Origin of the sequence: Streptomyces albidochromogenes (assembly GCF_005981925.1) — a bacterium.
Taxonomy (GTDB): domain Bacteria; phylum Actinomycetota; class Actinomycetes; order Streptomycetales; family Streptomycetaceae; genus Streptomyces; species Streptomyces albidochromogenes.
The window spans coordinates 1-21,226 of the sequence record NZ_VBVX01000097.1; the positions used below are offsets into that span (position 1 = coordinate 1).

The window sequence follows — 21,226 nt, forward strand, 5'->3', positions numbered from 1 at the left end:
CTTCTCCCGAACGGAACATGCCACCCCCCACCCACCACCCCTAGCCTGCGAAGCAAAGAAGCGTCCGGAATACCCCCAGGAGCCCCCCATGACCGCAATCCCGCAGGAGCGCCGCGTCGTCACCGCGATCCCCGGCCCGAAGTCGGCCGAGCTTCAGGCCCGGCGCACCGCCACGGTCGCCGGTGGCGTGGGCTCCGTGCTGCCCGTCTTCACCGCGCGCGCGGGCGGCGGCATCATCGAGGACGTCGACGGCAACCGCCTGATCGACTTCGGCTCCGGTATCGCCGTGACCTCCGTCGGCGCCTCCGCCGAGGCCGTCGTGCGCCGCGCCTCCGCGCAGCTCCAGGACTTCACCCACACCTGTTTCATGGTCACGCCGTACGAGGGCTACGTCGAGGTCTGCGAGGCCCTCGCCGAGCTGACGCCGGGCGACCACGCCAAGAAGTCCGCGCTGTTCAACTCCGGCGCCGAGGCCGTCGAGAACGCCGTGAAGATCGCCCGTGCGTACACCAAGCGCCAGGCCGTCGTCGTCTTCGACCACGGCTACCACGGCCGTACGAACCTCACGATGGCGCTGACCGCGAAGAACATGCCGTACAAGCACGGCTTCGGTCCGTTCGCCCCCGAGGTCTACCGCGTCCCGGTCGCCTACGGCTACCGCTGGCCGACCGGCGCCGAGAACTGCGGCCCCGAGGCCGCCGCGCAGGCGATCGACCAGATCAACAAGCAGGTCGGCGCCGAGAACGTCGCCGCGATCATCATCGAGCCGGTGCTCGGCGAGGGCGGCTTCATCGAGCCCGCCAAGGGCTTCCTGCCGGAGATCGTGAAGTTCGCCAACGACAACGGCATCGTCTTCGTGGCCGACGAGATCCAGTCCGGCTTCTGCCGCACCGGCCAGTGGTTCGCCTGTGAGGACGAGGGCATCGTCCCCGACCTGATCACGACCGCCAAGGGAATCGCGGGCGGTCTGCCGCTCGCCGCGGTGACCGGCCGCGCCGAGATCATGGACGCCCCGCACGGCGGCGGCCTGGGCGGCACGTACGGCGGCAACCCGGTGGCCTGCGCCGGCGCGCTCGGCTCCATCGAGACGATGAAGGAGCTGGACCTCAACGCGAAGGCCAAGCGCATCGAGGAGGTCATGAAGGGCCGTCTGGCCACCATGGCCGAGAAGTTCGACATCATCGGCGACATCCGCGGCCGCGGCGCCATGATCGCCATCGAGCTCGTGACGGACCGCGACACCAAGGAGCCGAACGCGGCCGCCGCCGGCGCGCTCGCCAAGGCGTGCCACGCCGAGGGTCTGCTGGTCCTGACCTGCGGCACCTACGGCAACGTGCTGCGCTTCCTGCCGCCGATCGTCATCGGCGAGGACCTGCTCAACGAGGGTCTGGACATCATCGAGGCGGCCTTCGCCGGCGTGTGAGTGTGAAGAAAGGGTGGGGGGCCAATGGCGGGATGGAGATCCGGCTGTCGGTCCCCCACCCGCTGGCGTACGGTTTGCCCAGATGAGAGAAACACCCCGCTCGCAGGGGACTGCGGGTGGTTCCAGGTCGAGGCACCCCCTGCCCCGCCCTGGCCGTGCCTTCGCGCACATGACTGGAGCCTCTGGCTCTGGAACTCCTCACCGATCGGATGGCCGCCCGCCCCACACCCCCCGGGGCGCGCGGCAGCCCGGTCCAGGCGGCTGCCCCGGAACCACCCCCCCTGTTCCGGGGCAGCTGGCTTTCCTCTCCAGACTCCGCAGGCTCCTCGGGCCCGGCGGACTCCCCCGGCTCCCCGGGCCCCGCGGCCTCGTGGCCCTCTTCGCCCTCTGCGGGCTCGCCTTCGCACTGGTCACCTGGCAGGTCGCCGCCGCCGGCCCCCTGCGCCGCGCCGACGAGCGCCTCGGCCGGGCCCTCTTCGGCCGCGGCCCCACCGGCGTCACGGAATTCCTCGCCGACCTCGGCGGCACGGCGGTCGCGCTCCCCGTCCTGGCCGCCTCCATGGCGTACGCCCTGTGGCGCGGCGGCCGCGCCGCTCTCCCCCGCGTGGCGGCCGCCGCGCTCGCCATGGCGGCGGTGCCCGCCCTGGTGGTCCCGCTCAAGTCCTGGATCGCCCGTACGGGCCCGCTCACCCGGGACACCGGTTACTACCCGTCCGGGCACACGGCCACCGCCGTCGTCGCCTACTGCGGCGCGGCCCTGCTCCTGGGCGCGTACCTGCGCCGGCGGCGCTGGTGGCCGCCGGTCCTGGCGCTCGTACTGGCCCTGGCCACCGGCGCCGGTCTCGTCCTGCGCGGCTACCACTGGCCGCTGGACGTCGTCGGCAGCTGGTGCCTGTGCCTGATGCTCCTGCTGCTCAGCCACCGTCTTCCCGGGCGATCGAGGCGGCCGCCTCGTGCATCGCGAGTTCGAGCAGCGCCGGATCGGTGAGCGTGCCCCGGCCGTCCGGCAGGACGAGCCAGCGAACTCCGCCGGCCGCACGGCCGGGGTAGGGGACGACGATCCAGGTGCCGCGCCCCGCGCCGCGTACGCCGGTGCCGATCCAGCGGCCGACCGTGCCGGCCGGCACGAAGAAGCCCATGCGGGAGTCGCCGAAGTCGGCGAGCACCGGCCCGGGGCGGTCGACGAGCCGCGCCAGGATGTCGAGCGTGGGGTAGCCGAGCTCTCCCGGCAGGATCAGGACGTCCCAGCGCCTGCCGGCGGGAAGGAGAGCGACCCCCAGCGGGTTGCGCTCCCATTCCCACCGGCAGGCGTCGGGGTCCGGTGCCACCGATACGAGCCAGTCCACCGCGGTGTGTGCCCCCGAGCCGGTCATGTCGTCCAGCCTCCGTTCGTGTGCGCAGCCAGTGCGTTCACGAGGGAGAGGGGGGCGGGCCCGGACTATGACGCGGGTTCGGTCACCTCATTGGTGTGAGCCGGGTCCGAGCCGCACCCGCCCGCGCCGGCCGGGGCTCAGCTGTCGAAGCCGAGTCCCAGCTTGTCCATGGCCTTCAGCCACAGGTTGCGGTGACCCCCGTTGTCGTCCGACCGGGCCAGCGACCACTTGGTGATCCCGATGCCCGCCCAGGCGAAAGGTTCCGGCGGGAAGGGCATCGGCTTGCTGCGGACCATCTCCAGCTCCGTGCGCTCGGTCCGCTCGCCGTCGAGCAGGTCGAGCATGACGTCGGCGCCGAAGCGCGTGGAGCCGACGCCGAGACCGGTGTACCCGGCGGCGTACGCCACCTTCCCCGCGTGAGCCGTCCCGAAGAATGCCGAGAAGCGCGAGCAGGTGTCGATGGCGCCGCCCCACGCGTGGCTGAAGTTGACGCCCTCCAGCTGCGGGAAGCAGCGGAAGAAGTGCTCGGCCAGCTTGAGGTACGTCTGCGGCCGGTGGTCCATCTCGGCGCTCAGCCTGCCGCCGAAGGGGTAGACGGCGTCGTAACCGCCCCACAGGATCCGGTTGTCGGCGCTGAGGCGGAAGTAGTGGAACTGGTTCGCGCTGTCGCCCAGGCCCTGCCGGTTCCTCCAGCCGATGGAGGCGAGCTGCTCCTCGGTGAGCGGCTCGGTCATCAGCGCGTAGTCGTAGACCGGGACGGTGTACGGGCGCACCCGCTTGACCAGCGACGGGAAGATGTTGGTGCCGAGCGCGACCCGGCGGGCGAAGACCCGGCCGTACGGTGTGCGGACCGCCATCCCGGCGCCGGCGGAGACCAGGTCGAGGCCCCTGGTGTGCTCGTAGATCCGTACGCCGAGACCGAGGCACGCCTGCTTGAGCCCCCACGCCAGCTTGGCCGGATGCAGCATGGCGACGCCGCGCCGGTCGAACAGGCCGCCGATGAAGGTCGGCGAGTCGACCTCGGCGCGCACCTGGTCCCGGTCGAGGAGTTCGAGGCCGGTGAAGCCGAGCTTCCGGGCCTCCTCGTACATCTCCTTCAGTTCTTCGAGCTGGTGCGGCTCGGTGGCGACGTCGATCTCACCGGTGCGTTCGAAGTCGCAGTCGATGCCGTACGCCGCCACGGCGGCCTCGATGGCGTCGAGGTTGCGCTCGCCGAGCTCCTCCAGCTTGGCCAGCTCGCCGGGCCACCGGGAGAGGCCGTTGCTCAGGCCGTGGGTGAGGGAGGCGGCGCAGAAGCCGCCGTTGCGGCCCGAGGCGGCCCAGCCCACCTCGTGCCCCTCGATCAGTACGACGTCCCGCCCGGGGTCGCGCTCCTTGGCGAGGAGCGCGGTCCACAGTCCGCTGTATCCGCCGCCGACGACGAGCAGGTCGCAGCGCTCGTCCCCGGTGAGGGCGGGCTGTGGTGCGGGCTTGTCGGGATCGTCCAGCCAGAACGACACCGGCTTGGCGCCGGAAAGGGATTGTGCAGCAGTACGCATGGCAACTGGGGCCATGGTTTCCAACTCCTTCAGGGCTTACTTGGGCTGTGCGTTGTTCTTCCGGCGGCTCGCGACGAGCTGACCGCCGAGCACCATCAGTACGGCGATGACGAACATGGCCGTGCCGATGACGTTGATCTGTACAGGCGTACCGCGCTGCGCCGATCCCCACACGAACATGGGGAACGTGACGGTGGAGCCCGCGTTGAAATTGGTGATGATGAAATCGTCGAAGGAGAGCGCGAAGGCGAGCAGCGCTCCGGCGGCGATTCCGGGTGCGGCGATCGGCAGGGTCACGCGCAGGAACGTCTGCACGGGCCCGGCGTAGAGATCGCGCGCGGCCTCTTCGAGGCGGGGGTCCATCGACATCACGCGCGCCTTGACCGCCGTCACCACGAAGCTGAGGCAGAACATGATGTGCGCGATGAGGACGGTCCAGAAACCGAGCTGCGCGCCCATGTTGAGGAAGAGCGTGAGCAGCGAGGCGGCCATGACGACCTCGGGCATGGCCATCGGCAGGAAGATCAGCGAGTTGATCGCGCCACGCGCCCGGAAGCGGTAGCGGACCAGCGCGAAGGCGATCATCGTGCCGAGGACGGTGGCGCCGACCGTGGCCCAGGCGGCGATCTGGAGCGAGAGGGAGAGGGAGCCGCACAGGTCGGCGACGCCGCACGGGTCCTTCCACGCGTCCAGCGAGAATTCCTGCCAGGCGTAGTTGAAACGCCCCTTCGGATTGTTGAAGGAGAACACCATGACGACGATGTTCGGCAGGATCATGTAGGCGAGCGTCAGCAGCCCGGCGATGACGACGAGATTGCGCCGTATCCAGCGAATCGCAAACATCAGACCAGATCCTCCGTCCCGGACTTGCGGATGTACACGGTGACCATGGCCAGCACGATCGCCATCAGGATGAAGGAAAGGGCGGCAGCCGTCGGATAGTCGAGCACCCGGAGGAATTGCGACTGGATGACGCTGCCGACCATTTTCGTGTCGGTGGAGCCGAGGAGTTCCGCGTTGACGTAGTCACCGCTCGCCGGAATGAAGGTGAGCAGTGTTCCCGACACGACACCCGGCATGGAGAGCGGGAAGGTCACCTTGCGGAAGGTGGTCGCCGGGGTGGCGTACAGGTCGCCGGCCGCCTCGTGGAGCCTGCCGTCGATGCGCTCCAGCGAGGTGTAGAGCGGCAGGATCATGAAGGGCAGGAAGTTGTACGTCAGACCGCAGACCACGGCCATCGGCGTGGCGAGCACGCGGCTGCCCTCGGTCCAGCCGAGCCAGCTCGTGACGTCCAGGACGTGCAGGGTGTTCAGCACGTCCACCACCGGGCCGCCGTCCGCGAGGATCGTCTTCCAGGCGAGCGTGCGGATCAGGAAGCTGGTGAAGAACGGCGCGATGACCAGCACCAGGACGAGGTTGCGCCAGCGTCCCGCCTTGAAGGCGATCAGGTACGCGAGCGGGTAGCCCAGCAGCAGGCACAGCAGGGTGGCGGTGCCCGCGTACAGCAACGACCGTATGAACTGGGGGTAGTAGTCCGTCAGCGCGTCCCAGTACGTCTGGAAGTGCCAGGTGACCTCGAAGCCCTTCTCCAGCGAGCCGGTCTGCACGGACGTCGACGCCTGGTAGACCATCGGCAGCGCGAAGAAGACGATCAGCCACAGGATGCCGGGCAGCAGCAGCCAGTACGGTACGAGCCGCTTGCGGGTGGCGGGCTTGCGCGGAGCGGGCGGCTCCACCGGTGCGGGCGCCAGGGGCGGCGCGTCGGTCACGCTCACGCGCTCTCCTCCACCGTCTCCACGCCCGCGTCGATGTCCTGGTCGGCGTCGAGACCGAAGGTGTGGTCCGGGTTCCAGTGCATGACGACCTCTGCGCCGGGCGTCAGCCGCGCGTCGCGCTCGATGTTCTGGACGTACACCTCGAAGTCCGAGCAGGCCGGGCTGTCGACGATGTACTGCGTCGAGACGCCGATGAAGCTGGACGCCACGATCCGGCCGGTGATCCTGTTGCGGCCGTCCGCGATCGCGCCGGCGTCGTCCGCGTGCGCGACCGAGACCTTCTCCGGGCGTACGCCGACGAGCAGTTTGCCGCCGGCGCGGGGCCGGGAGACGCACCGGTCGCCGGGGACGCGGAGCTTGGCGCCGCCGCAGGTGACGACGGTGTCGTCGCCCGCGGCCTCGACGACCTCGGCCTCGATGAGGTTCGACGTGCCGAGGAAGTTGGCGACGAACGTCGTCCTCGGGTTCTCGTACAGCTCGGCGGGGGCGCCGAGCTGCTCGACGCGGCCGCCGTTCATCACCGCGACCTGGTCGGCCATGGTCATGGCCTCCTCCTGGTCGTGCGTGACGTGCACGAAGGTGATGCCGACCTCGGTCTGGATGCGCTTGAGTTCCAGTTGCATCTGGCGGCGCAGTTTGAGGTCGAGCGCGCCCAGCGGCTCGTCGAGGAGCAGCACCTGCGGGTGGTTGATGAGCGCGCGGGCGACGGCGACGCGCTGCTGCTGGCCGCCGGAGAGCTGGTGCGGCTTGCGGCCGGCGAAGGCGCCGAGCTGGACGAGGTCCAGCATGTCGTCGACCTGCTTCTTGTACGACTTGATGCCGCGCCGGCGCAGACCGAAGGCGATGTTCTCGGCGACGTCGAGGTGCGGGAAGAGCGCGTAGCTCTGGAAGACGGTGTTGACCGGGCGCTTGTACGGCTGGAGGTCGGTGACGTCCTTGTCGCCGAGGAAGACCGTGCCGGTGCTCGGGTCCTCCAGTCCCGCGATCATCCGCAGGGTGGTCGTCTTGCCGCAGCCGGACGCGCCGAGCAGGGCGAAGAAGGAGCCCTGCGGAATGGTGAGGTCGAGGGGGTGTACGGCGGTGAAGGAGCCGTAGGTCTTGCTGATCCCGGAGAGGCGGACGTCGCCGCCTGCTGTCTTCTGCGTCATGGGGTGTGGTCCCAGGGTGGTGAGAGGGGGGCGGAAGCGGACAGCGGCTCAGGCGCCGATGAGCTTGGCGAACTTCTCCTCGTACGCCGTCTCTTCCTTGCCGCTGAGCGAGCGGAAGGCGCGGGACTTGGCGGCCATCGCCTTGTCGGGGAGGATCAGCGTGTTGGAGGCCATCGACTCGTCGATCTTGGCCAGTTCGTCGCGTACGCCCTCGACCGGGCAGACGTAGTTGATGTACGCGGCGAGTTCGGCGGCGACCGGCGGCTCGTAGTAGTAGTCGATGAGCTTCTCGGCGTTGGTCTTGTGCCGCGCCTTGGCCGGGACCAGCAGGTTGTCGCTGGAGGTGATGTAACCGGCGTCCGGGATCACGAACTTGATGTCCGGGTTGTCGGCCTGGAGCTGGATGACGTCACCGGCCCAGGCGAGACAGGCCGCGAGGTCGCCCTTGCTGAGGTCCGAGGTGTAGTCGTTGCCGGTGAAGCGGCGGATCTGCTTCTTGTCGACGGCCTTCTGGATGCGGGCGACGGTGGCGTCGAAGTCGTCGTCGCTGAACTTCCCCGGGTCCTTGCCCGAGTCGAGCAGCGTCATGCCGATCGAGTCGCGCATCTCGGACAGGAAGCCGACCTTCCCCTTGAGGGAGGGGTCCTCCAGCATCTGGCTGACGGAGTCGACCTTCTTGCCGCCCGTCGCCTTGGAGTTGTACGCGATGACGGTGGAGATGCCGGTCCACGGGTACGAGTAGGCCCGGCCCGGGTCCCAGTCGGGCGACCGGAACTGCGGGGACAGGTTGGCGAACGCGTGCGGCAGGTTCGCCGGGTCCAGCTTCTGCGCCCAGCCGAGCCGGATGAGCCGGGCGGCCAGCCAGTCGGTGACGCAGACGAGGTCGCGCCCGGTGTCCTGGCCGGCCGCGAGCTGCGGCTTGATCTTGCCGAAGAACTCGACGTTGTCGTTGATGTCCTCGGTGTACTTGACCGTGATCCCGGTGCGCCTGGTGAACGCCTCCAGGGTGGGCCGGCTCTTCTCGTCCTCACTGACGTCCATGTACTCGGTCCAGTTGGAGAAGCTGAGCCGCTTTTCCTTGGCCGAGTGGTCGTCGGACGCCGGGGCGCCGCCTTCCCGCTTGGCGGGCGGGATGCCGCAGGCGCTCAGGGTGCCCAGGCCGCCGACCGCGAGCGCGCCCATGCCTGAGGCGCGCAGCAGGGAGCGGCGGGTGAGGGCGCCCCGGCCGCTCGTCGCGCTGCGTCGCATGGCGGCCACTTGGGCCGCGGACAGGCTGTCAGGCTCGTACTGCTCCATGCGCAAGTGCCCTTTCGGGTGGGTATGGCCGCTGGTCGTGCGGCTGGTTTATCGGTCCCCGAAGATCGTGCGGTGCCAGTCCTTGCGGGCGACCGCGGTGTTGTCGTACATCACGTGCTTGACCTGCGTGTACTCCTCGAAGGAGTACGCCGACATGTCCTTGCCGAAGCCGCTGGCCTTGTAGCCTCCGTGCGGCATCTCGCTGATGATCGGGATGTGGTCGTTGACCCACACGCAGCCCGCCTTGATCTCGCGGGTGGCGCGGTTCGCGCGGAACACGTCGCGGGTCCAGGCGGAGGCGGCGAGACCGTACGGGGTGTCGTTCGCCAGCGCGATCCCCTCGTCGTCGCTGTCGAAGGGCAGCACGACGAGCACCGGGCCGAAGATCTCGGCCTGGACGATCTCGCTGTCCTGCGGGGCGTCGGCGACGAGGGTGGGCCGGTAGTACGCGCCCTTGGCGAGGTCGCCGCCCGGCGCCTCACCGCCGGCCACCACGCGGGCGTACGCGCGGGCCCGCTCGACGAAACCGGCGACCCGGTCGCGCTGAGCGTGGCTGATGAGCGGCCCGAGGTCGGTGGACGGGTCGAAGGGGTCACCGAGCCGGACACCGTCCATCAGCTCCGCGACGCCGGCGACGAACGCGTCGTACAGCGGTCGCTGCACGTAGGCGCGGGTGGCGGCCGTGCAGTCCTGCCCGGTGTTGATGAGCGAGCCGGCCACCGCTCCGTGCACGGCGGCTTCGAGGTCCGCGTCGTCGAAGACCACGAAGGGCGCCTTGCCGCCGAGTTCCAGGTGGAGGCGCTTGACGGTGGAGGTGGCGATCTCGGCCACGCGCTTGCCGACGGCCGTGGAGCCGGTGAAGGACGTCATGACGACGTCCGGGTGCCCGACGAGGTGCTCGCCCACATCCTTGCCGGCGCCGGTGACGATGTTGACGACACCGTCCGGGATGCCGGCCTCCTTCGCCGCCTGCGCGAACATGATCGACGTCAGCGGAGTGATCTCGGCGGGCTTCAGGACGATGGTGTTGCCCGCAGCGATCGCCGGAAGGACCTTCCAGGCGGCCATCTGGAGGGGGTAGTTCCAGGGGGCGATGGAGCCTACGACACCGATCGGCTCCCGGCGTACGTACGAGGTGTGGTCCCCGGAGTACTCACCGGCCGACTTGCCTTCGAGGTGCCGGGCCGCGCCCGCGAAGAACGCGGTGTTGTCGACACTGCCGGGCACGTCGAACTCGGTCGACAGCTTGATGGGCTTGCCGCACTGGAGCGACTCGACGTACGCGAAGTCGTCGGCCTGCTCGGCGAGCACGGCGGCGAACCGGTGCATCGCGTCGGAGCGCTCGCCCGGGGTGGTGGCGGCCCATCCGGGGAACGCGTCGCGGGCGGCGGCGACGGCGGCGTCGACGTCAGCGGTGGACGCCAGCTCGTACGTGTAGACCGTCTCGCCGGTCGCGGGGTCCACGACGGCGTGGGTACGTCCCGAGGTGCCCGCCCGCAGCTGTCCGCCGATGTACTGCGCACCGTCCGCGAATCGGTCCTGCACCGGGAAGCGGTTGACCATGACGCACTCCGTAGCTCCAGCTGGATTTGAGTGCCGATCCTGACAGAGCTACTGATCACCAACAAGGGATTCCGTTGTTGCCTTTTGGTTACGCGACGGAATCGGTCGACCATGTGTCGAGGTCAGACTCAAATACGGGACGGAGTGTCCGTGGCGCCCGTCGACCCGGCGTGGCATGACCGGCTGTCGCGGATGAAACCGCAGGTCGGAAGGGCTGTCCGCAGGGGCCGTTCCCCTGCGGCGCGGCCGCCCCCGCCCGTACGGCGCGTGCGGACCTCGGTCCGGGACGCGCCGATGCCGGGAGGGGACGGGGCGGGGTGGAAGGAGAGCCCGGGCCGCGTGCGTCAGCGGGCCGGGGTCTCGATCACCAGGGAGGAGTTCGCGTACGGGTCGTACTGCTCCGAGTCGAGGTCGTTGTCCTTCTCGCCCTGGACGATCGCCCAGACGATGAAGCCGATGAACGCCGCGCTGAGCACGAAGCCGATGATCCCGAGGATGATCCCGGCCAGCGCCATACCGGCGTTCGTCGCCTCGCCGCGCTGCACCCGCTTGCGGCCGAGGATGCCGAAGATCAGCGCCAGGATGCCCAGGATGATCCCGAGGCCGTACGCGCAGAAGAACGTGACGGCGATGATGCCGAGCACCATCGCGGTGATGCCGTACCCGTTCGCCGGAGCAGGACCCTGCTGGCCGGTCCAGGCGGCCGGACCGCCGTAGCCCGGGTAGCCGGGGTAGCCGGGGTAGCCACCGGTGGCGTACGGCGCCTGGGGCTGGCCGGCGCCGTACGCCGGGTAGCCGTACTGCCCGGGAGTCGTCTGCGCCGGGCCGCCCTGCGCCACCGGCGCGGCCGGAGGCGGCGGCGGCACCGCGCCCTGCCCCTGTGCACCGCCCGGTCCGAAGCCCGGCGCCGGTTCCCCGGTCGGCATCGAGGTGACCGTCTGCTGGTCGTGCACGGCGGGACGGTCGGCCGGCGGCTTGTCCAGCGGCACCTTCCGCGCGGACTGCTCCGGCGGAGCCCAGGGGTCCCGCGGCTGCTCGGGCGGCGGGCCCGAGGGGTGGTGTGCGTTCTCTGACATGTGCTCCCCCATCGTGGTTCCGCCATGCTACGGCCTGTGTTCCGCCCCGTACCGCCCGCCTACGATGATCCTCGAACCCGCTCCACCTGCCCGATCCGGAGGATCCGATGACCGATCTGCACCCGTTCGTCGCGGGGCTGCCCAAGGCCGAACTGCATGTGCACCACGTCGGATCCGCCTCTCCCCGCATCGTCGCCGAACTGGCCGCCCGCCACCCCGACTCCAAGGTCCCGACCGACCCCGAGGCGCTCGCCGACTACTTCACGTTCACCGACTTCGCGCACTTCATCGACGTCTACCTGTCCGTCGTCGACCTCATCCGCACCCCGGAGGACGTCCGGCTGCTGACCTTCGAGGTCGCCCGCGACATGGCCCGGCAGAACATCCGGTACGCCGAGCTGACCATCACCCCGTTCAGCTCCACCCGCCGCGGCATCGACGAGAAGGCCTTCATGGAGGCCATCGAGGACGCCCGCAGGGCGGCGGAGGCCGAGCTGGGCACCGTGCTGCGCTGGTGCTTCGACATCCCGGGCGAGGCCGGTCTCCAGGCGGCGGAGGAGACGGCCAGGCTCGCGGTGGACCTGCGCCCCGAGGGCCTGGTGTCGTTCGGGCTCGGCGGCCCCGAGATCGGCGTACCGCGCCCGCAGTTCAAGCCGTACTTCGACCGCGCGATCGCGGCCGGGCTGCACTCCGTCCCGCACGCCGGTGAGACGACCGGTCCCGAGACCGTCTGGGACGCGCTGAACCACCTGGGCGCCGAGCGCATCGGCCACGGCACCAGCTCCGTCAAGGACCCGGCGCTGCTGGCCCACCTCGCCGAGCACCGCATCGCGCTGGAGGTCTGCCCGACGTCCAACATCGCGACCCGCGCGGTGGCCACGCTGGACGAGCACCCGGTCCGGGAGATGGTGGACGCGGGCGTCCTGGTGACGATCAACAGCGACGACCCGCCGATGTTCGGCACCGACCTCAACAGCGAGTACGTGGTGGCCGCCCGTCTGCTCGGCCTCGACGAGCGCGGCGTCGCCGGCCTCGCCAAGAACGCTGTGGAGGCGTCCTTCCTCGACCCGGCGGGCAAGCGGCGGATCGCCGCCGAGATCGACGCGTACACCGAGAACTGGCTCGCCCGGTAACGCCTCACCGGACAATGGGCCCATGCGCACTGTCACCGCCGTGGCCCACCGCGGCGACCCGTACCGGGTCCGTGAGAACACCCTCGCCTCGCTCCGCTCCGCGGTGGAGCGGGGCGCGGACGCCGTCGAGATCGACGTCCGGCTGACCCGCGACGGGGTTCCCGTCCTCCTCCACGACGACTCGCTGAAGCGGCTCTGGGGCCACGAGCGGCTGCTGGCCCACCTCACCGCGCGGGACCTGCGCGAGCTGACCGCCGACGGCGTTCCCACCCTGCGCGAAGGGCTGGAGGCCCTGGGCGCCCACCGGGTCATGATCGACCTGCCGGGCGCCACGGCGGAGTCGGTACGGGCCGTGGTCGGCGTCGTCCACGCGTGCGGGGCGGCGGACCGGGCGTACTACTGCGGAGGCGTCCGCGCCATGCTCGACGTGCGGGCCGAGGACCCCGGCGCCGAGATCGCCATGACGTGGACGACCCTCAACCCGCCGCGCGCGACGCTGCTCGACGCGGTGAAGCCCCGGTGGGTCAACTACCGGTTCGGGCTGGTCAGCCGCGAGCTGACGGACCGGGCGCACCGGGACGGGCTGCTGGTCTCCGCGTGGACCGCCGACACCGGGCGTACGATGCGCCGGCTGATCCGCCACGGCGTCGACTCCATCACCACCAACCGCGTGGACACGCTGCACCACATCCTGCGGCGCACGCGCTGACGCGGCCCGGGGAAGCGTCGCCCCCTACAGTCCGACGATCGCGTTCCACCTTTTCGCGAAGCCGGCCCGCTCCTGCGCCGTGATGTCCCGCGCGATCGCCAGCCGCCGGCGCATCGCGTCGTCGGGGAAGATCAGCGGGTCCTCGGCGAGCGCGGCCGTCTCCCGGTCCTTGGCGGAGGCCAGCACGTCGCGCGCCGCCGGCACCGGGCAGACGTAGTTGACCCAGGCCGCCAGCTCCGCCGCCACCTCGGGCGCGTAGTAGTGGTCGACCAGCTTCTCCGCGTTGCGCTTGTGGCGGGCGAGGTTGGGGATCATCAGGCTCTCGGCCCACAGCTCCGCCCCCTCCTCCGGTACGACGAACTCGATGTCGGGGTTGTCCGCCTTGAGCTGGATGACGTCGCCGGAGTACGCCTGGCACGCCAGCACGTCGCCGCTCGCCAGGTCCTTGATGTAGTCGTTGCCGGTGAAGCGCCTGATGTGCCTGCGGGCGACCAGCTTCTCCATCCGCTCGCACAGCGTGTGGAAGTCGTCGGCGCTCCACCGGGTGACGTCCGCCCCGTTCCCCTGCATGAGCAGCGCGAAGCTCTCGTCGAGTCCCGAGAAGAGCGTCACCCTGCCGCGCAGGTCGTCGGCCCACAGCTGGGAGGTGGAGCGGATGTCGTGGCCGAGCTTCCTGCGGTTGTACGCGATGCCGGTGATCCCGGACTGCCAGGGCACGGAGTGCCGCCGCCCCGCGTCGAAGGCCGGGCCGCGCAGTTGGGGGTCGAGGTACCTGGCGACGTTCGGCTGCTTCGCCCGGTCCATCTCCTGCACCCAGCCCAGGCGCACGAACCGGGCGGCCATCCAGTCGCTGATGACGACGAGGTCGCGGCCGGTCTCCTGGTGGTTCATCAGCGAGGGGCTGATCTTCCCGAAGAACTCGTCGTTGTCGTTGATCTCCTCGGTGTAGCGGACGGATATCCCGGTCCGCTCGGTGAAGGCGTCGAGGGTGGGCCGCCGCGACGCGTTCTCGTCGTCGGTGTCGATGTAGAGCGGCCAGTTGGCGAACTGGAGGCTGCGGTCCCGCTCCGACCGGTCCTCGGCGGCGGCCCGGTCGCCCGGTTCGACGTACGCGGCGGGCACCCCGCAGCCGGCGAGCGCGGCCAGCGCGCCCGTCGTCCCGAATCCACGGAGCAGCGTACGGCGCGACACTCGACCAAGATCACTCATGTCCCCACCCTCGCCCCGCGCGCGAAAGGCGGGCAATAGACAGTGTGTCTATTGCCCGCCCCTGGGAAACAGCGCCCTGATCAGCCCTCGATCGAGGTCATCACGTGCTTGATGCGCGTGTAGTCCTCGAAGCCGTACGCCGAGAGGTCCTTGCCGTAACCGGACTTCTTGAAGCCGCCGTGCGGCATCTCCGCGACGAGCGGGATGTGGGTGTTGATCCACACGCAGCCGAAGTCGAGGTTCTTGGACATGCGCATCGCCCGCGCGTGGTCCTTGGTCCACACCGAGGACGCCAGGGCGTACTCGACGCCGTTGGCCCACTCCAGGGCCTGCGCCTCGTCCGTGAAGGACTGGACGGTGATGACGGGGCCGAAGACCTCGTTCTGGATGATCTCGTCGTCCTGCTTGAGCCCGGAGACGACGGTGGGGGCGTAGAAGTAGCCCTTGTCGCCGACCTGCTGGCCGCCCGCCTCGACCTTGGCGTGCGCCGGCAGGCGGTCGATGAAGCCGCTGACCTGCTTGAGCTGGTTGGCGTTGTTCAGCGGGCCGTAGAGCACGTCCTCGTCGTCCGGCTGCCCGGTCTTCGTGTCCTGGGCGGCCTTGGCCAGCGCGGTCACGAACTCGTCGTGGATCGACTCCTGCACGAGCACGCGGGTCGCGGCCGTACAGTCCTGGCCGGCGTTGAAGAAGCCCGCGACGGAGATGTCCTCGACGGCCTTGGCGATGTCGGTGTCGTCGAAGACGACGACCGGCGCCTTGCCGCCGAGCTCCAGGTGGACGCGCTTGACGTCCTTGGCGGCGGACTCGGCGACCTGCATGCCGGCCCGGACGGAACCGGTGATGGAGGCCATCGCCGGTACCGGGTGCTCGACCATCGCGCGGCCGGTGTCGCGGTCGCCGCAGACGACGTTGAAGACGCCCTTGGGGACGATGCTGCCGATGATCTCGGCCATCAGGACGGTCGACGCGGGGGTCGTGTCCGAGGGCTTGAGGACCACGGTGTTGCCCGCGGCGAGCGCCGGGGCGAACTTCCACACGGCCATCATCATCGGGTAGTTCCACGGCGCGACCTGCGCGCAGACGCCCACCGGCTCGCGGCGGACGATGGAGGTCAGACCCTCCATGTACTCGCCGGCCGAGCGGCCTTCGAGCAGCCGGGCCGCACCCGCGAAGAAGCGGATCTGGTCGACCATGGGGGGCAGTTCCTCGGTCCGCGTGAGACCGAGGGGCTTGCCGGTGTTCTCGGACTCGGCGGCGATGAGTTCCTCGGCGCGCTCCTCGAAGGCGTCCGCGATCTTGAGCAGCGCCTTCTGGCGCTCCGCGGGCGTGGTGTCGCGCCAGGCCGGGAAGGCCGCGGCGGCGGCCGCCATGGCGGCGTCGACGTCCTCCTGGCCGGAGAGCGGCGACGTGGCGTACACGTCGCCGGTAGCCGGGTTGACCACGTCGATGGTCCGCCCGTCGGCGGCTTCGCGGAACTCTCCGTCGATGTAGTTGCGCAGGCGGCGCAGTTCGGTGGTCACAGCCACCCCTCCCTTGTCAGATGTCCGATTGCTGAGATCCCCACCCTAGTCGCTCGGGTGTCGCTTTCGACATACCCACCCGCCAGGAACTTCGGATTCAGCATGATCAGAAGCCTCAGACAACGAATTTCATCGGTTTGGGGTTGCGGAACGGGCGAGACGTCGTGCACAGTGAAGCCGTGGCCAGCAGAAGCACAGATTCCAGAACCGGGAACGGCTCGTCCCCAACGGTCGATGCCGTCTCTCTGGCGATCATCGAGCAGCTCCAGGAGGACGGCCGCCGTCCCTACGCCGCGATCGGCAAGGCCGTCGGCCTCTCCGAAGCGGCCGTACGCCAGCGCGTGCAGAAGCTGCTCGACCAGGGCGTGATGCAGATCGTCGCCGTCACGGACCCGCTCACCGTGGGATTCCGGCGCCAGGCCATGGTCGGCATCAATGTCGAGGGTGACCTCGACCCCGTCGCCGAAGCGCTGACCGCCATGGCCGAATGCGAGTACGTGGTGATGACCGCGGGCTCCTTCGACCTCATGGTGGAGATCGTCTGCGAGGACGACGACCACCTGCTCGAAGTGATCAACCGAAGGATCCGCACGCTCCCCGGCGTGCGTTCCACCGAAAGCTTCGTCTACCTCAAGCTGAAGAAGCAGACCTATATGTGGGGAACCCGATAGTCGTGAGCCAGGACCTCTCCAAGACCGCGTACGACCACCTGTGGATGCATTTCACCCGCATGTCGTCCTACGAGAACGCACCCGTGCCCACCATCGTGCGTGGTGAGGGCACCTACATCTACGACGACAAGGGCAAGAAGTACCTCGACGGCCTCTCCGGCCTGTTCGTGGTGAACGCCGGTCACGGCCGCCACGAGCTCGCCGAGACCGCGTACAAGCAGGCGCAGGAGCTCGCCTTCTTCCCGATCTGGTCGTACGCGCACCCCAAGGCCGTCGAGCTGGCCGAGCGTCTCGCGAACTACGCGCCGGGCGACCTCAACAAGGTCTTCTTCACCACCGGCGGCGGCGAGGCGGTCGAGACCGCCTGGAAGCTGGCGAAGCAGTACCACAAGCTCACCGGCAACCACACCAAGTACAAGGTGATCTCCCGCGCGGTGGCCTACCACGGCACCCCGCAGGGCGCCCTGTCCATCACCGGCCTGCCGGCCCTCAAGGCCCCCTTCGAGCCGCTCGTACCGGGCGCGCACAAGGTGCCGAACACCAACATCTACCGCGCGCCGATCCACGGCGACGACCCGGAGGCCTTCGGCCGCTGGGCCGCCGACCAGATCGAGCAGGAGATCCTCTTCGAGGGCCCCGAGACCGTCGCGGCCGTCTTCCTGGAGCCGGTGCAGAACGCCGGCGGCTGCTTCCCGCCGCCGCCCGGGTACTTCCAGCGGGTCCGCGAGATCTGCGACAAGTACGACGTGCTGCTCGTCTCCGACGAGGTCATCTGCGCCTTCGGCCGCCTCGGCACGATGTTCGCGTGCGACAAGTTCGACTACGTGCCGGACATGATCACCTGCGCCAAGGGCATGACCTCGGGCTACTCCCCGATCGGCGCGTGCATCGTCTCGGACCGCATCGCCGAGCCGTTCTACAAGGGTGACAACACCTTCCTGCACGGCTACACGTTCGGTGGCCACCCGGTCTCCGCCGCGGTCGGCTGCGCGAACCTCGACATCTTCGAGCGCGAGGGCCTCAACCAGCACGTCCTCGACAACGAGGACGCGTTCTTCTCGACGCTGAAGAAGCTCAACGACCTGCCGATCGTCGGCGACGTCCGCGGCAACGGCTTCTTCTACGGCATCGAGCTGGTGAAGGACAAGGCCACGAAGGAGACCTTCACGGACGAGGAGACGGAGCGCGTGCTCTACGGCTTCCTCTCCAAGGCCCTCTTCGAGAACGGTCTGTACTGCCGCGCCGACGACCGTGGCGACCCGGTCGTCCAGCTCGCCCCGCCGCTGATCTCCAACCAGGGCACCTTCGACGAGATCGAGGGAATCCTGCGCCAGGTGCTCACCGAGGCGTGGACCAAGCTCTGATCCCGGAGTGCGCCGGCCGATGCGCCGGCCACGGTCTGAGCTTGCTCTGATCGTATGACCCCGACCCGGCCCGGATACGCCCGTTCGAGTGAGAACGGACGTATCCGGGCCGCGCGCTTGCCACGCCACCACCCCTCGCGTCCTTACGGTGCAGTGACCGATCGGCCCCGTCTTCGTTCCCCCATACGGGGGACGGGATATCTGCTGTGACACTCAAGACGTGCTGTGACACTCAAGACGCGAGGTGTACGCCATGGTGGCCCCGCCCGACAACGATGTGCTGTGGGCACGCTCCCTGCTCTGCTCCCACGGCGGATCCCCCGCCCTCACCGGCGTCTCGCTGGGTGTGCGCGAGGGCGAGATCCTCGCCGTCACCGGTCCGCGCGGCAGCGGCAAGACGACCCTCCTGAAGTGCCTGTCCGGCCAGATCGTCCCCCAGGAGGGAGAGGTCTGGTTCAACAGCGTGCCCCTGCACACCATGAGCGCCCCGCTGCGCGAGAGGCTGCGCGGCGACCGGTTCGGCTGGATCGGCCCCGAGCCCCGGCTCGTACCGGAACTGAAGGCCTGGGAGAACGCCGCACTCCCCCTCCTGCTGCACGGCGTCTCGCACCGCGCCGCGAAGAAGACCGCCATGGAGTGGCTGGAGCGGCTCGACATCGGCTCGGTGGCGCGCAAGCGCCCGGCCGCGCTCCCCCAGTCCCAGCGCCAGCGGATCGCCGTCGCCCGCGCCCTGGTCACCGGCCCCGCGGTGCTCTTCGCCGACGAGCCGACCGCTCCGCTGCACCGGGCGGACGGCGCCCAAGTCCTGCGCACGCTCACCACCGCCGCCCGTTCGCACCGGATCACCGTGCTCCTGGCGACCCACGACCCGCAGGTGGCGACGCTCGCGGACCGTACGATGTCGCTGCTCGACGGGCGCCGCGTGGGCTTCGTGCAGCCGGACGGCGGCGACGGTGCGGAAGGCCGGGCCGCGTGCTCGCTCTCCGTCTAGCCCGCGGCACCCACCCGCTCGTCCTGCTGCGCCGGCTGCTGGTCGCGGCGGCGTCCGGCGGCGTGGGATTCCTCCTGCTGTGCACCCTCGGATACGCGCTGGGTCACCCGGAACAGTCCGCGGGCTCGGTGCGGCGCCTCCTCTGGTGCCTGCCTCCGCTGGCCGCCACGGTCTACTTCGCCGTCGCGGTCGCCCGCACCGACCCGCGGACGAACGCGCCGCGCACGGGGCTCTCCGCGGTGGGCCTCGGCCCGGTTCGGCTGGCCACGCTGGCGGCGGTCTCCACGGCGCTCTCGTGCACCTTGGGCAGCGCGCTCGCCCTGCTCTTCTTCCTCCACCTGCGCGGCGACCTCTCCGGGCTGCCGTTCGACGGCGCGGGAGCTCAGCTGCTGGCCGCGGGCCGGCCGCTGCCGGTGGCCGGCGCGCTGACGCTGCTGTGCGTGGCGCCGGTGGCGGCGGCGACCGCGTGCGCCCTGGCGCTGCGGCCCCGCGCGGCGAAGCGCCCGGACGCCGAGGCCACCGGCCCCGTGTCCCCGACGGGCCTGCCGTGGGGCGTGGCCCTCGTCGCGGCAGGCCTGGCGGTCGAGACGTACGTGAGCCGCGGCCGGCCGGGCGCGTCGCTCGCGCTGCCGGGCCGGCTGGACGTGGCCCCGGCCGGTGTCCTGGCCGGCTGGGCCCTCACCGCGTTCGGTCTCGCGCTGGCGGGGCCCGGGCTGACGTACTTCTCGGGACGCGTGCTCCAGGCGGTGCGCCCGGGCGCGGCCCGTCTCCTCGCGGGCCGGGTCCTGATGGACGAGGCCCGCCGCCTCGGCCGCCCGCTGGGGGTGCTCTGCGCCGTGGGGTCGGCGGCGATCGCGGCGGCCGCCCTGTACGACGCCGGGTCCGCCGCCGCTCCCTTCGGCCCCGTGGTCGGGCTCGGCGCGGCGCTGGTGCTGGCCTGCACGGTGGCCACGCTGATGATGGCGGCCCTGGAGATGCGGCAGTCCCGCGCGCCGACCACGGAGGCCCTGGTGGGCCTGGGCGCCCCGCCCCAGACGCTCCGGGCGGCAGCGGCCCTGCGCGCGGCGGCCGTCCTCGCGGTCTTCGCCCCCGTGACCGTCGGCCTGGCGACCCTGGCCGCCTTTCCGCTGACCGCCTGACCCGGTACGCCCGCCCGTCCGCCGACGGGGCGCGGCGGCTCCCCGGCCGGGGTCCGGTTCCCGCCGGGGCCGGGGCCCGCGCCGGGGCCCCGACCGCCTAGCATCGACGGGTGCCTCAACTCTCGGACCGTGCCCAGGACCCCGCCCCCGATCGCGAGATCGAAACCCTCGCCGAGTTCGACGACGTCGTCGCGAGCGGTGGGCTCGGCGGATACCGCGTACAGGCCGTCGATCTGACGGCCCGTACCGCCGACCTGCTCGCCGTCGCCACATCCGGCGCCGTGTTCCTCGGCTGCCCCATGGAGCCCGAGGGCCTCGCCAAGGTCCGCGCGGACGGCGCGCTGGTCTTCCCGCCCGTCCCCGACCTGCCATTCGACCCGTACCGAGGTCTCCTCTACACCGCGGGCGCCCTCTTCGACCACCTCGACCAGGGGTACGACGCCACCCCCGACGCCCTCGCCTACGCGTGGTTCCAGCGCACCAAGGCCGACGGCGACATATTCGCCTCGATGCTCCGCTCCATCCACGACGACGCCGTCTCCGACGCCCTCGACGAGCACCTCGCGGGCGCCCGCGTCGTCGGCGTCATGGGCGGCCACGCCATGGCCCGGGGCACCCGCGCCTACGCCGGCGCCGCCCGCCTCGGGCGCACCCTCGCCCGCAGCGGTCTGACCGTGGCGACCGGCGGCGGGCCCGGCGCGATGGAAGCGGCGAACCTCGGCGCGTACTTGGCCCCGGTAGAGGAGGACGCCGCACTCGACGAGGCGCTCGACCTCCTCGCCAAGACCCCGTCGTTCACGCCCTCCGTCACCGACTGGGCCCGCGCGGCCTTCGACGTGCGCGACCGCTGGCCGTCCGGCGGCGACTCCATCGGCATCCCGACCTGGTTCTACGGCCACGAGCCGCCGAACCCCTTCGCCGGCCACATCGCCAAGTACTTCGCCAACGCCACCCGCGAGGACGGCCTGCTCGCGCGCTGCAACGGCGGCGTCGTGTTCCTGCCCGGGGCCGCCGGCACGGTCCAGGAGATCTTCGACAACGCGACCCCCAACTACTACGAGTCGCGCGGCGAGCCGACCCCCATGGTCCTCGTCAACCGCGCCCACTGGACCGAGAAGCTCCCCACCTGGCCTCTTCTCCAGTCCCTGGCCGAGGGCCGCCCCATGGAGTCACGCATCGCCCTGGTCGACACCGTCGAGGAGGCCCCGGCGGCGCTGGCCCGGCTGGCCGCCTAGCCGCGCGACGAGCCGCTCGTACGACCGGTCCCGGCTCCACTCCGTGCGGGCACGTTCCCGCCC

The 21,226-nt window shown here is 70.6% G+C and carries 19 protein-coding genes; 9 read left to right on the forward strand and 10 right to left on the reverse strand.

Features of this window, described 5'->3' with window-relative positions:
- Nucleotides 1–88 precede the first annotated feature (88 nt).
- Complete coding sequence (gene gabT / locus E2E34_RS15130) at nucleotides 89–1,423, forward strand: 4-aminobutyrate--2-oxoglutarate transaminase (RefSeq protein WP_138902428.1); 1,335 nt, start codon at nucleotides 89–91, stop codon at nucleotides 1,421–1,423.
- A gap of 82 nt (nucleotides 1,424–1,505) precedes the next feature.
- The gene (locus E2E34_RS15135; protein WP_138902429.1) at nucleotides 1,506–2,411 is read left to right on the forward strand and encodes a phosphatase PAP2 family protein; all 906 of its coding nucleotides are present in this window, start codon (nucleotides 1,506–1,508) and stop codon (nucleotides 2,409–2,411) included.
- Here the strand turns inward: E2E34_RS15135 and E2E34_RS15140 are convergent.
- The 8 genes from E2E34_RS15140 to E2E34_RS15180 all read right to left on the reverse strand — a co-directional run bounded on the left by E2E34_RS15140 (nucleotide 2,338) and on the right by E2E34_RS15180 (nucleotide 11,192).
- Nucleotides 2,338–2,796: a hypothetical protein gene (locus tag E2E34_RS15140; RefSeq protein WP_138902430.1), complete on the reverse strand. Its 459-nt coding sequence runs from the start codon at nucleotides 2,794–2,796 to the stop codon at nucleotides 2,338–2,340. The two genes, E2E34_RS15135 and E2E34_RS15140, sit on opposite strands and share 74 nt — an antisense overlap.
- 137 nt (nucleotides 2,797–2,933) lie before the next feature.
- On the reverse strand, nucleotides 2,934–4,349 hold the full coding sequence (locus E2E34_RS15145) for an NAD(P)/FAD-dependent oxidoreductase (RefSeq protein ID WP_138902431.1): 1,416 nt from the start codon (nucleotides 4,347–4,349) through the stop codon (nucleotides 2,934–2,936).
- Between the two features lie 21 nt (nucleotides 4,350–4,370).
- Nucleotides 4,371–5,177, reverse strand: a complete 807-nt coding sequence (locus E2E34_RS15150; protein ID WP_138902432.1) for an ABC transporter permease — start codon at nucleotides 5,175–5,177, stop codon at nucleotides 4,371–4,373.
- Nucleotides 5,177–6,109, reverse strand: a complete 933-nt coding sequence (locus E2E34_RS15155) for an ABC transporter permease (protein ID WP_138902433.1) — start codon at nucleotides 6,107–6,109, stop codon at nucleotides 5,177–5,179. The genes E2E34_RS15150 and E2E34_RS15155 overlap by 1 nt, the downstream gene beginning before the upstream one ends.
- Entirely contained in the window at nucleotides 6,106–7,257 is a 1,152-nt protein-coding gene (locus E2E34_RS15160) for an ABC transporter ATP-binding protein (RefSeq protein ID WP_138902434.1), read from the reverse strand. The genes E2E34_RS15155 and E2E34_RS15160 overlap by 4 nt, the downstream gene beginning before the upstream one ends.
- A 48-nt stretch (nucleotides 7,258–7,305) precedes the next feature.
- Nucleotides 7,306–8,553, reverse strand: a complete 1,248-nt coding sequence (locus E2E34_RS15165; RefSeq protein ID WP_138902435.1) for a polyamine ABC transporter substrate-binding protein — start codon at nucleotides 8,551–8,553, stop codon at nucleotides 7,306–7,308.
- Between the two features lie 48 nt (nucleotides 8,554–8,601).
- Nucleotides 8,602–10,116 (reverse strand): gamma-aminobutyraldehyde dehydrogenase, encoded by a 1,515-nt coding sequence (locus E2E34_RS15170; RefSeq protein ID WP_138902436.1) that lies wholly within the window; start codon nucleotides 10,114–10,116, stop codon nucleotides 8,602–8,604.
- Between the two features lie 344 nt (nucleotides 10,117–10,460).
- On the reverse strand, nucleotides 10,461–11,192 hold the full coding sequence (locus tag E2E34_RS15180) for a DUF4190 domain-containing protein (protein WP_138902437.1): 732 nt from the start codon (nucleotides 11,190–11,192) through the stop codon (nucleotides 10,461–10,463).
- Nucleotides 11,193–11,299: 107 nt separating this feature from the next.
- Between E2E34_RS15180 and E2E34_RS15185 the strand changes: the two genes are divergently transcribed.
- Both E2E34_RS15185 and E2E34_RS15190 read left to right on the forward strand, forming a co-directional pair.
- Entirely contained in the window at nucleotides 11,300–12,325 is a 1,026-nt protein-coding gene (locus E2E34_RS15185) for an adenosine deaminase (protein ID WP_138902438.1), read from the forward strand.
- A gap of 22 nt (nucleotides 12,326–12,347) precedes the next feature.
- Nucleotides 12,348–13,034, forward strand: coding sequence for a glycerophosphodiester phosphodiesterase (locus E2E34_RS15190; protein WP_138902439.1), 687 nt, complete (start codon nucleotides 12,348–12,350; stop codon nucleotides 13,032–13,034).
- A 24-nt stretch (nucleotides 13,035–13,058) separates the two neighbouring features.
- Here E2E34_RS15190 and E2E34_RS15195 read toward each other — a convergent pair whose 3' ends face one another.
- Both E2E34_RS15195 and E2E34_RS15200 read right to left on the reverse strand, forming a co-directional pair.
- Nucleotides 13,059–14,225, reverse strand: coding sequence for an ABC transporter substrate-binding protein (locus E2E34_RS15195; protein WP_341870222.1), 1,167 nt, complete (start codon nucleotides 14,223–14,225; stop codon nucleotides 13,059–13,061).
- Between the two features lie 98 nt (nucleotides 14,226–14,323).
- Nucleotides 14,324–15,763, reverse strand: coding sequence for a gamma-aminobutyraldehyde dehydrogenase (locus E2E34_RS15200; RefSeq protein WP_138902441.1), 1,440 nt, complete (start codon nucleotides 15,761–15,763; stop codon nucleotides 14,324–14,326).
- 164 nt (nucleotides 15,764–15,927) lie between these two features.
- Here E2E34_RS15200 and E2E34_RS15205 point away from each other — a divergent pair, with 164 nt between their 5' ends.
- The 5 genes from E2E34_RS15205 to E2E34_RS15225 all read left to right on the forward strand — a co-directional run bounded on the left by E2E34_RS15205 (nucleotide 15,928) and on the right by E2E34_RS15225 (nucleotide 21,163).
- Entirely contained in the window at nucleotides 15,928–16,434 is a 507-nt protein-coding gene (locus E2E34_RS15205) for an Lrp/AsnC family transcriptional regulator (RefSeq protein WP_138896798.1), read from the forward strand.
- A complete protein-coding gene (locus E2E34_RS15210; protein ID WP_138902442.1) occupies nucleotides 16,419–17,798 on the forward strand; it encodes an aspartate aminotransferase family protein in 1,380 nt (459 codons plus the stop codon). The genes E2E34_RS15205 and E2E34_RS15210 overlap by 16 nt, the downstream gene beginning before the upstream one ends.
- 253 nt (nucleotides 17,799–18,051) lie before the next feature.
- Nucleotides 18,052–18,789: an ABC transporter ATP-binding protein gene (locus E2E34_RS15215; RefSeq protein ID WP_138902443.1), complete on the forward strand. Its 738-nt coding sequence runs from the start codon at nucleotides 18,052–18,054 to the stop codon at nucleotides 18,787–18,789.
- Complete coding sequence (locus tag E2E34_RS15220) at nucleotides 18,771–19,928, forward strand: hypothetical protein (RefSeq protein WP_138902444.1); 1,158 nt, start codon at nucleotides 18,771–18,773, stop codon at nucleotides 19,926–19,928. Before E2E34_RS15215 ends, E2E34_RS15220 begins: the two co-directional genes overlap by 19 nt.
- Before the next feature lie 110 nt (nucleotides 19,929–20,038).
- Nucleotides 20,039–21,163: an LOG family protein gene (locus E2E34_RS15225; RefSeq protein ID WP_138902445.1), complete on the forward strand. Its 1,125-nt coding sequence runs from the start codon at nucleotides 20,039–20,041 to the stop codon at nucleotides 21,161–21,163.
- The last annotated feature ends 63 nt before the right edge of the window (nucleotides 21,164–21,226 follow it).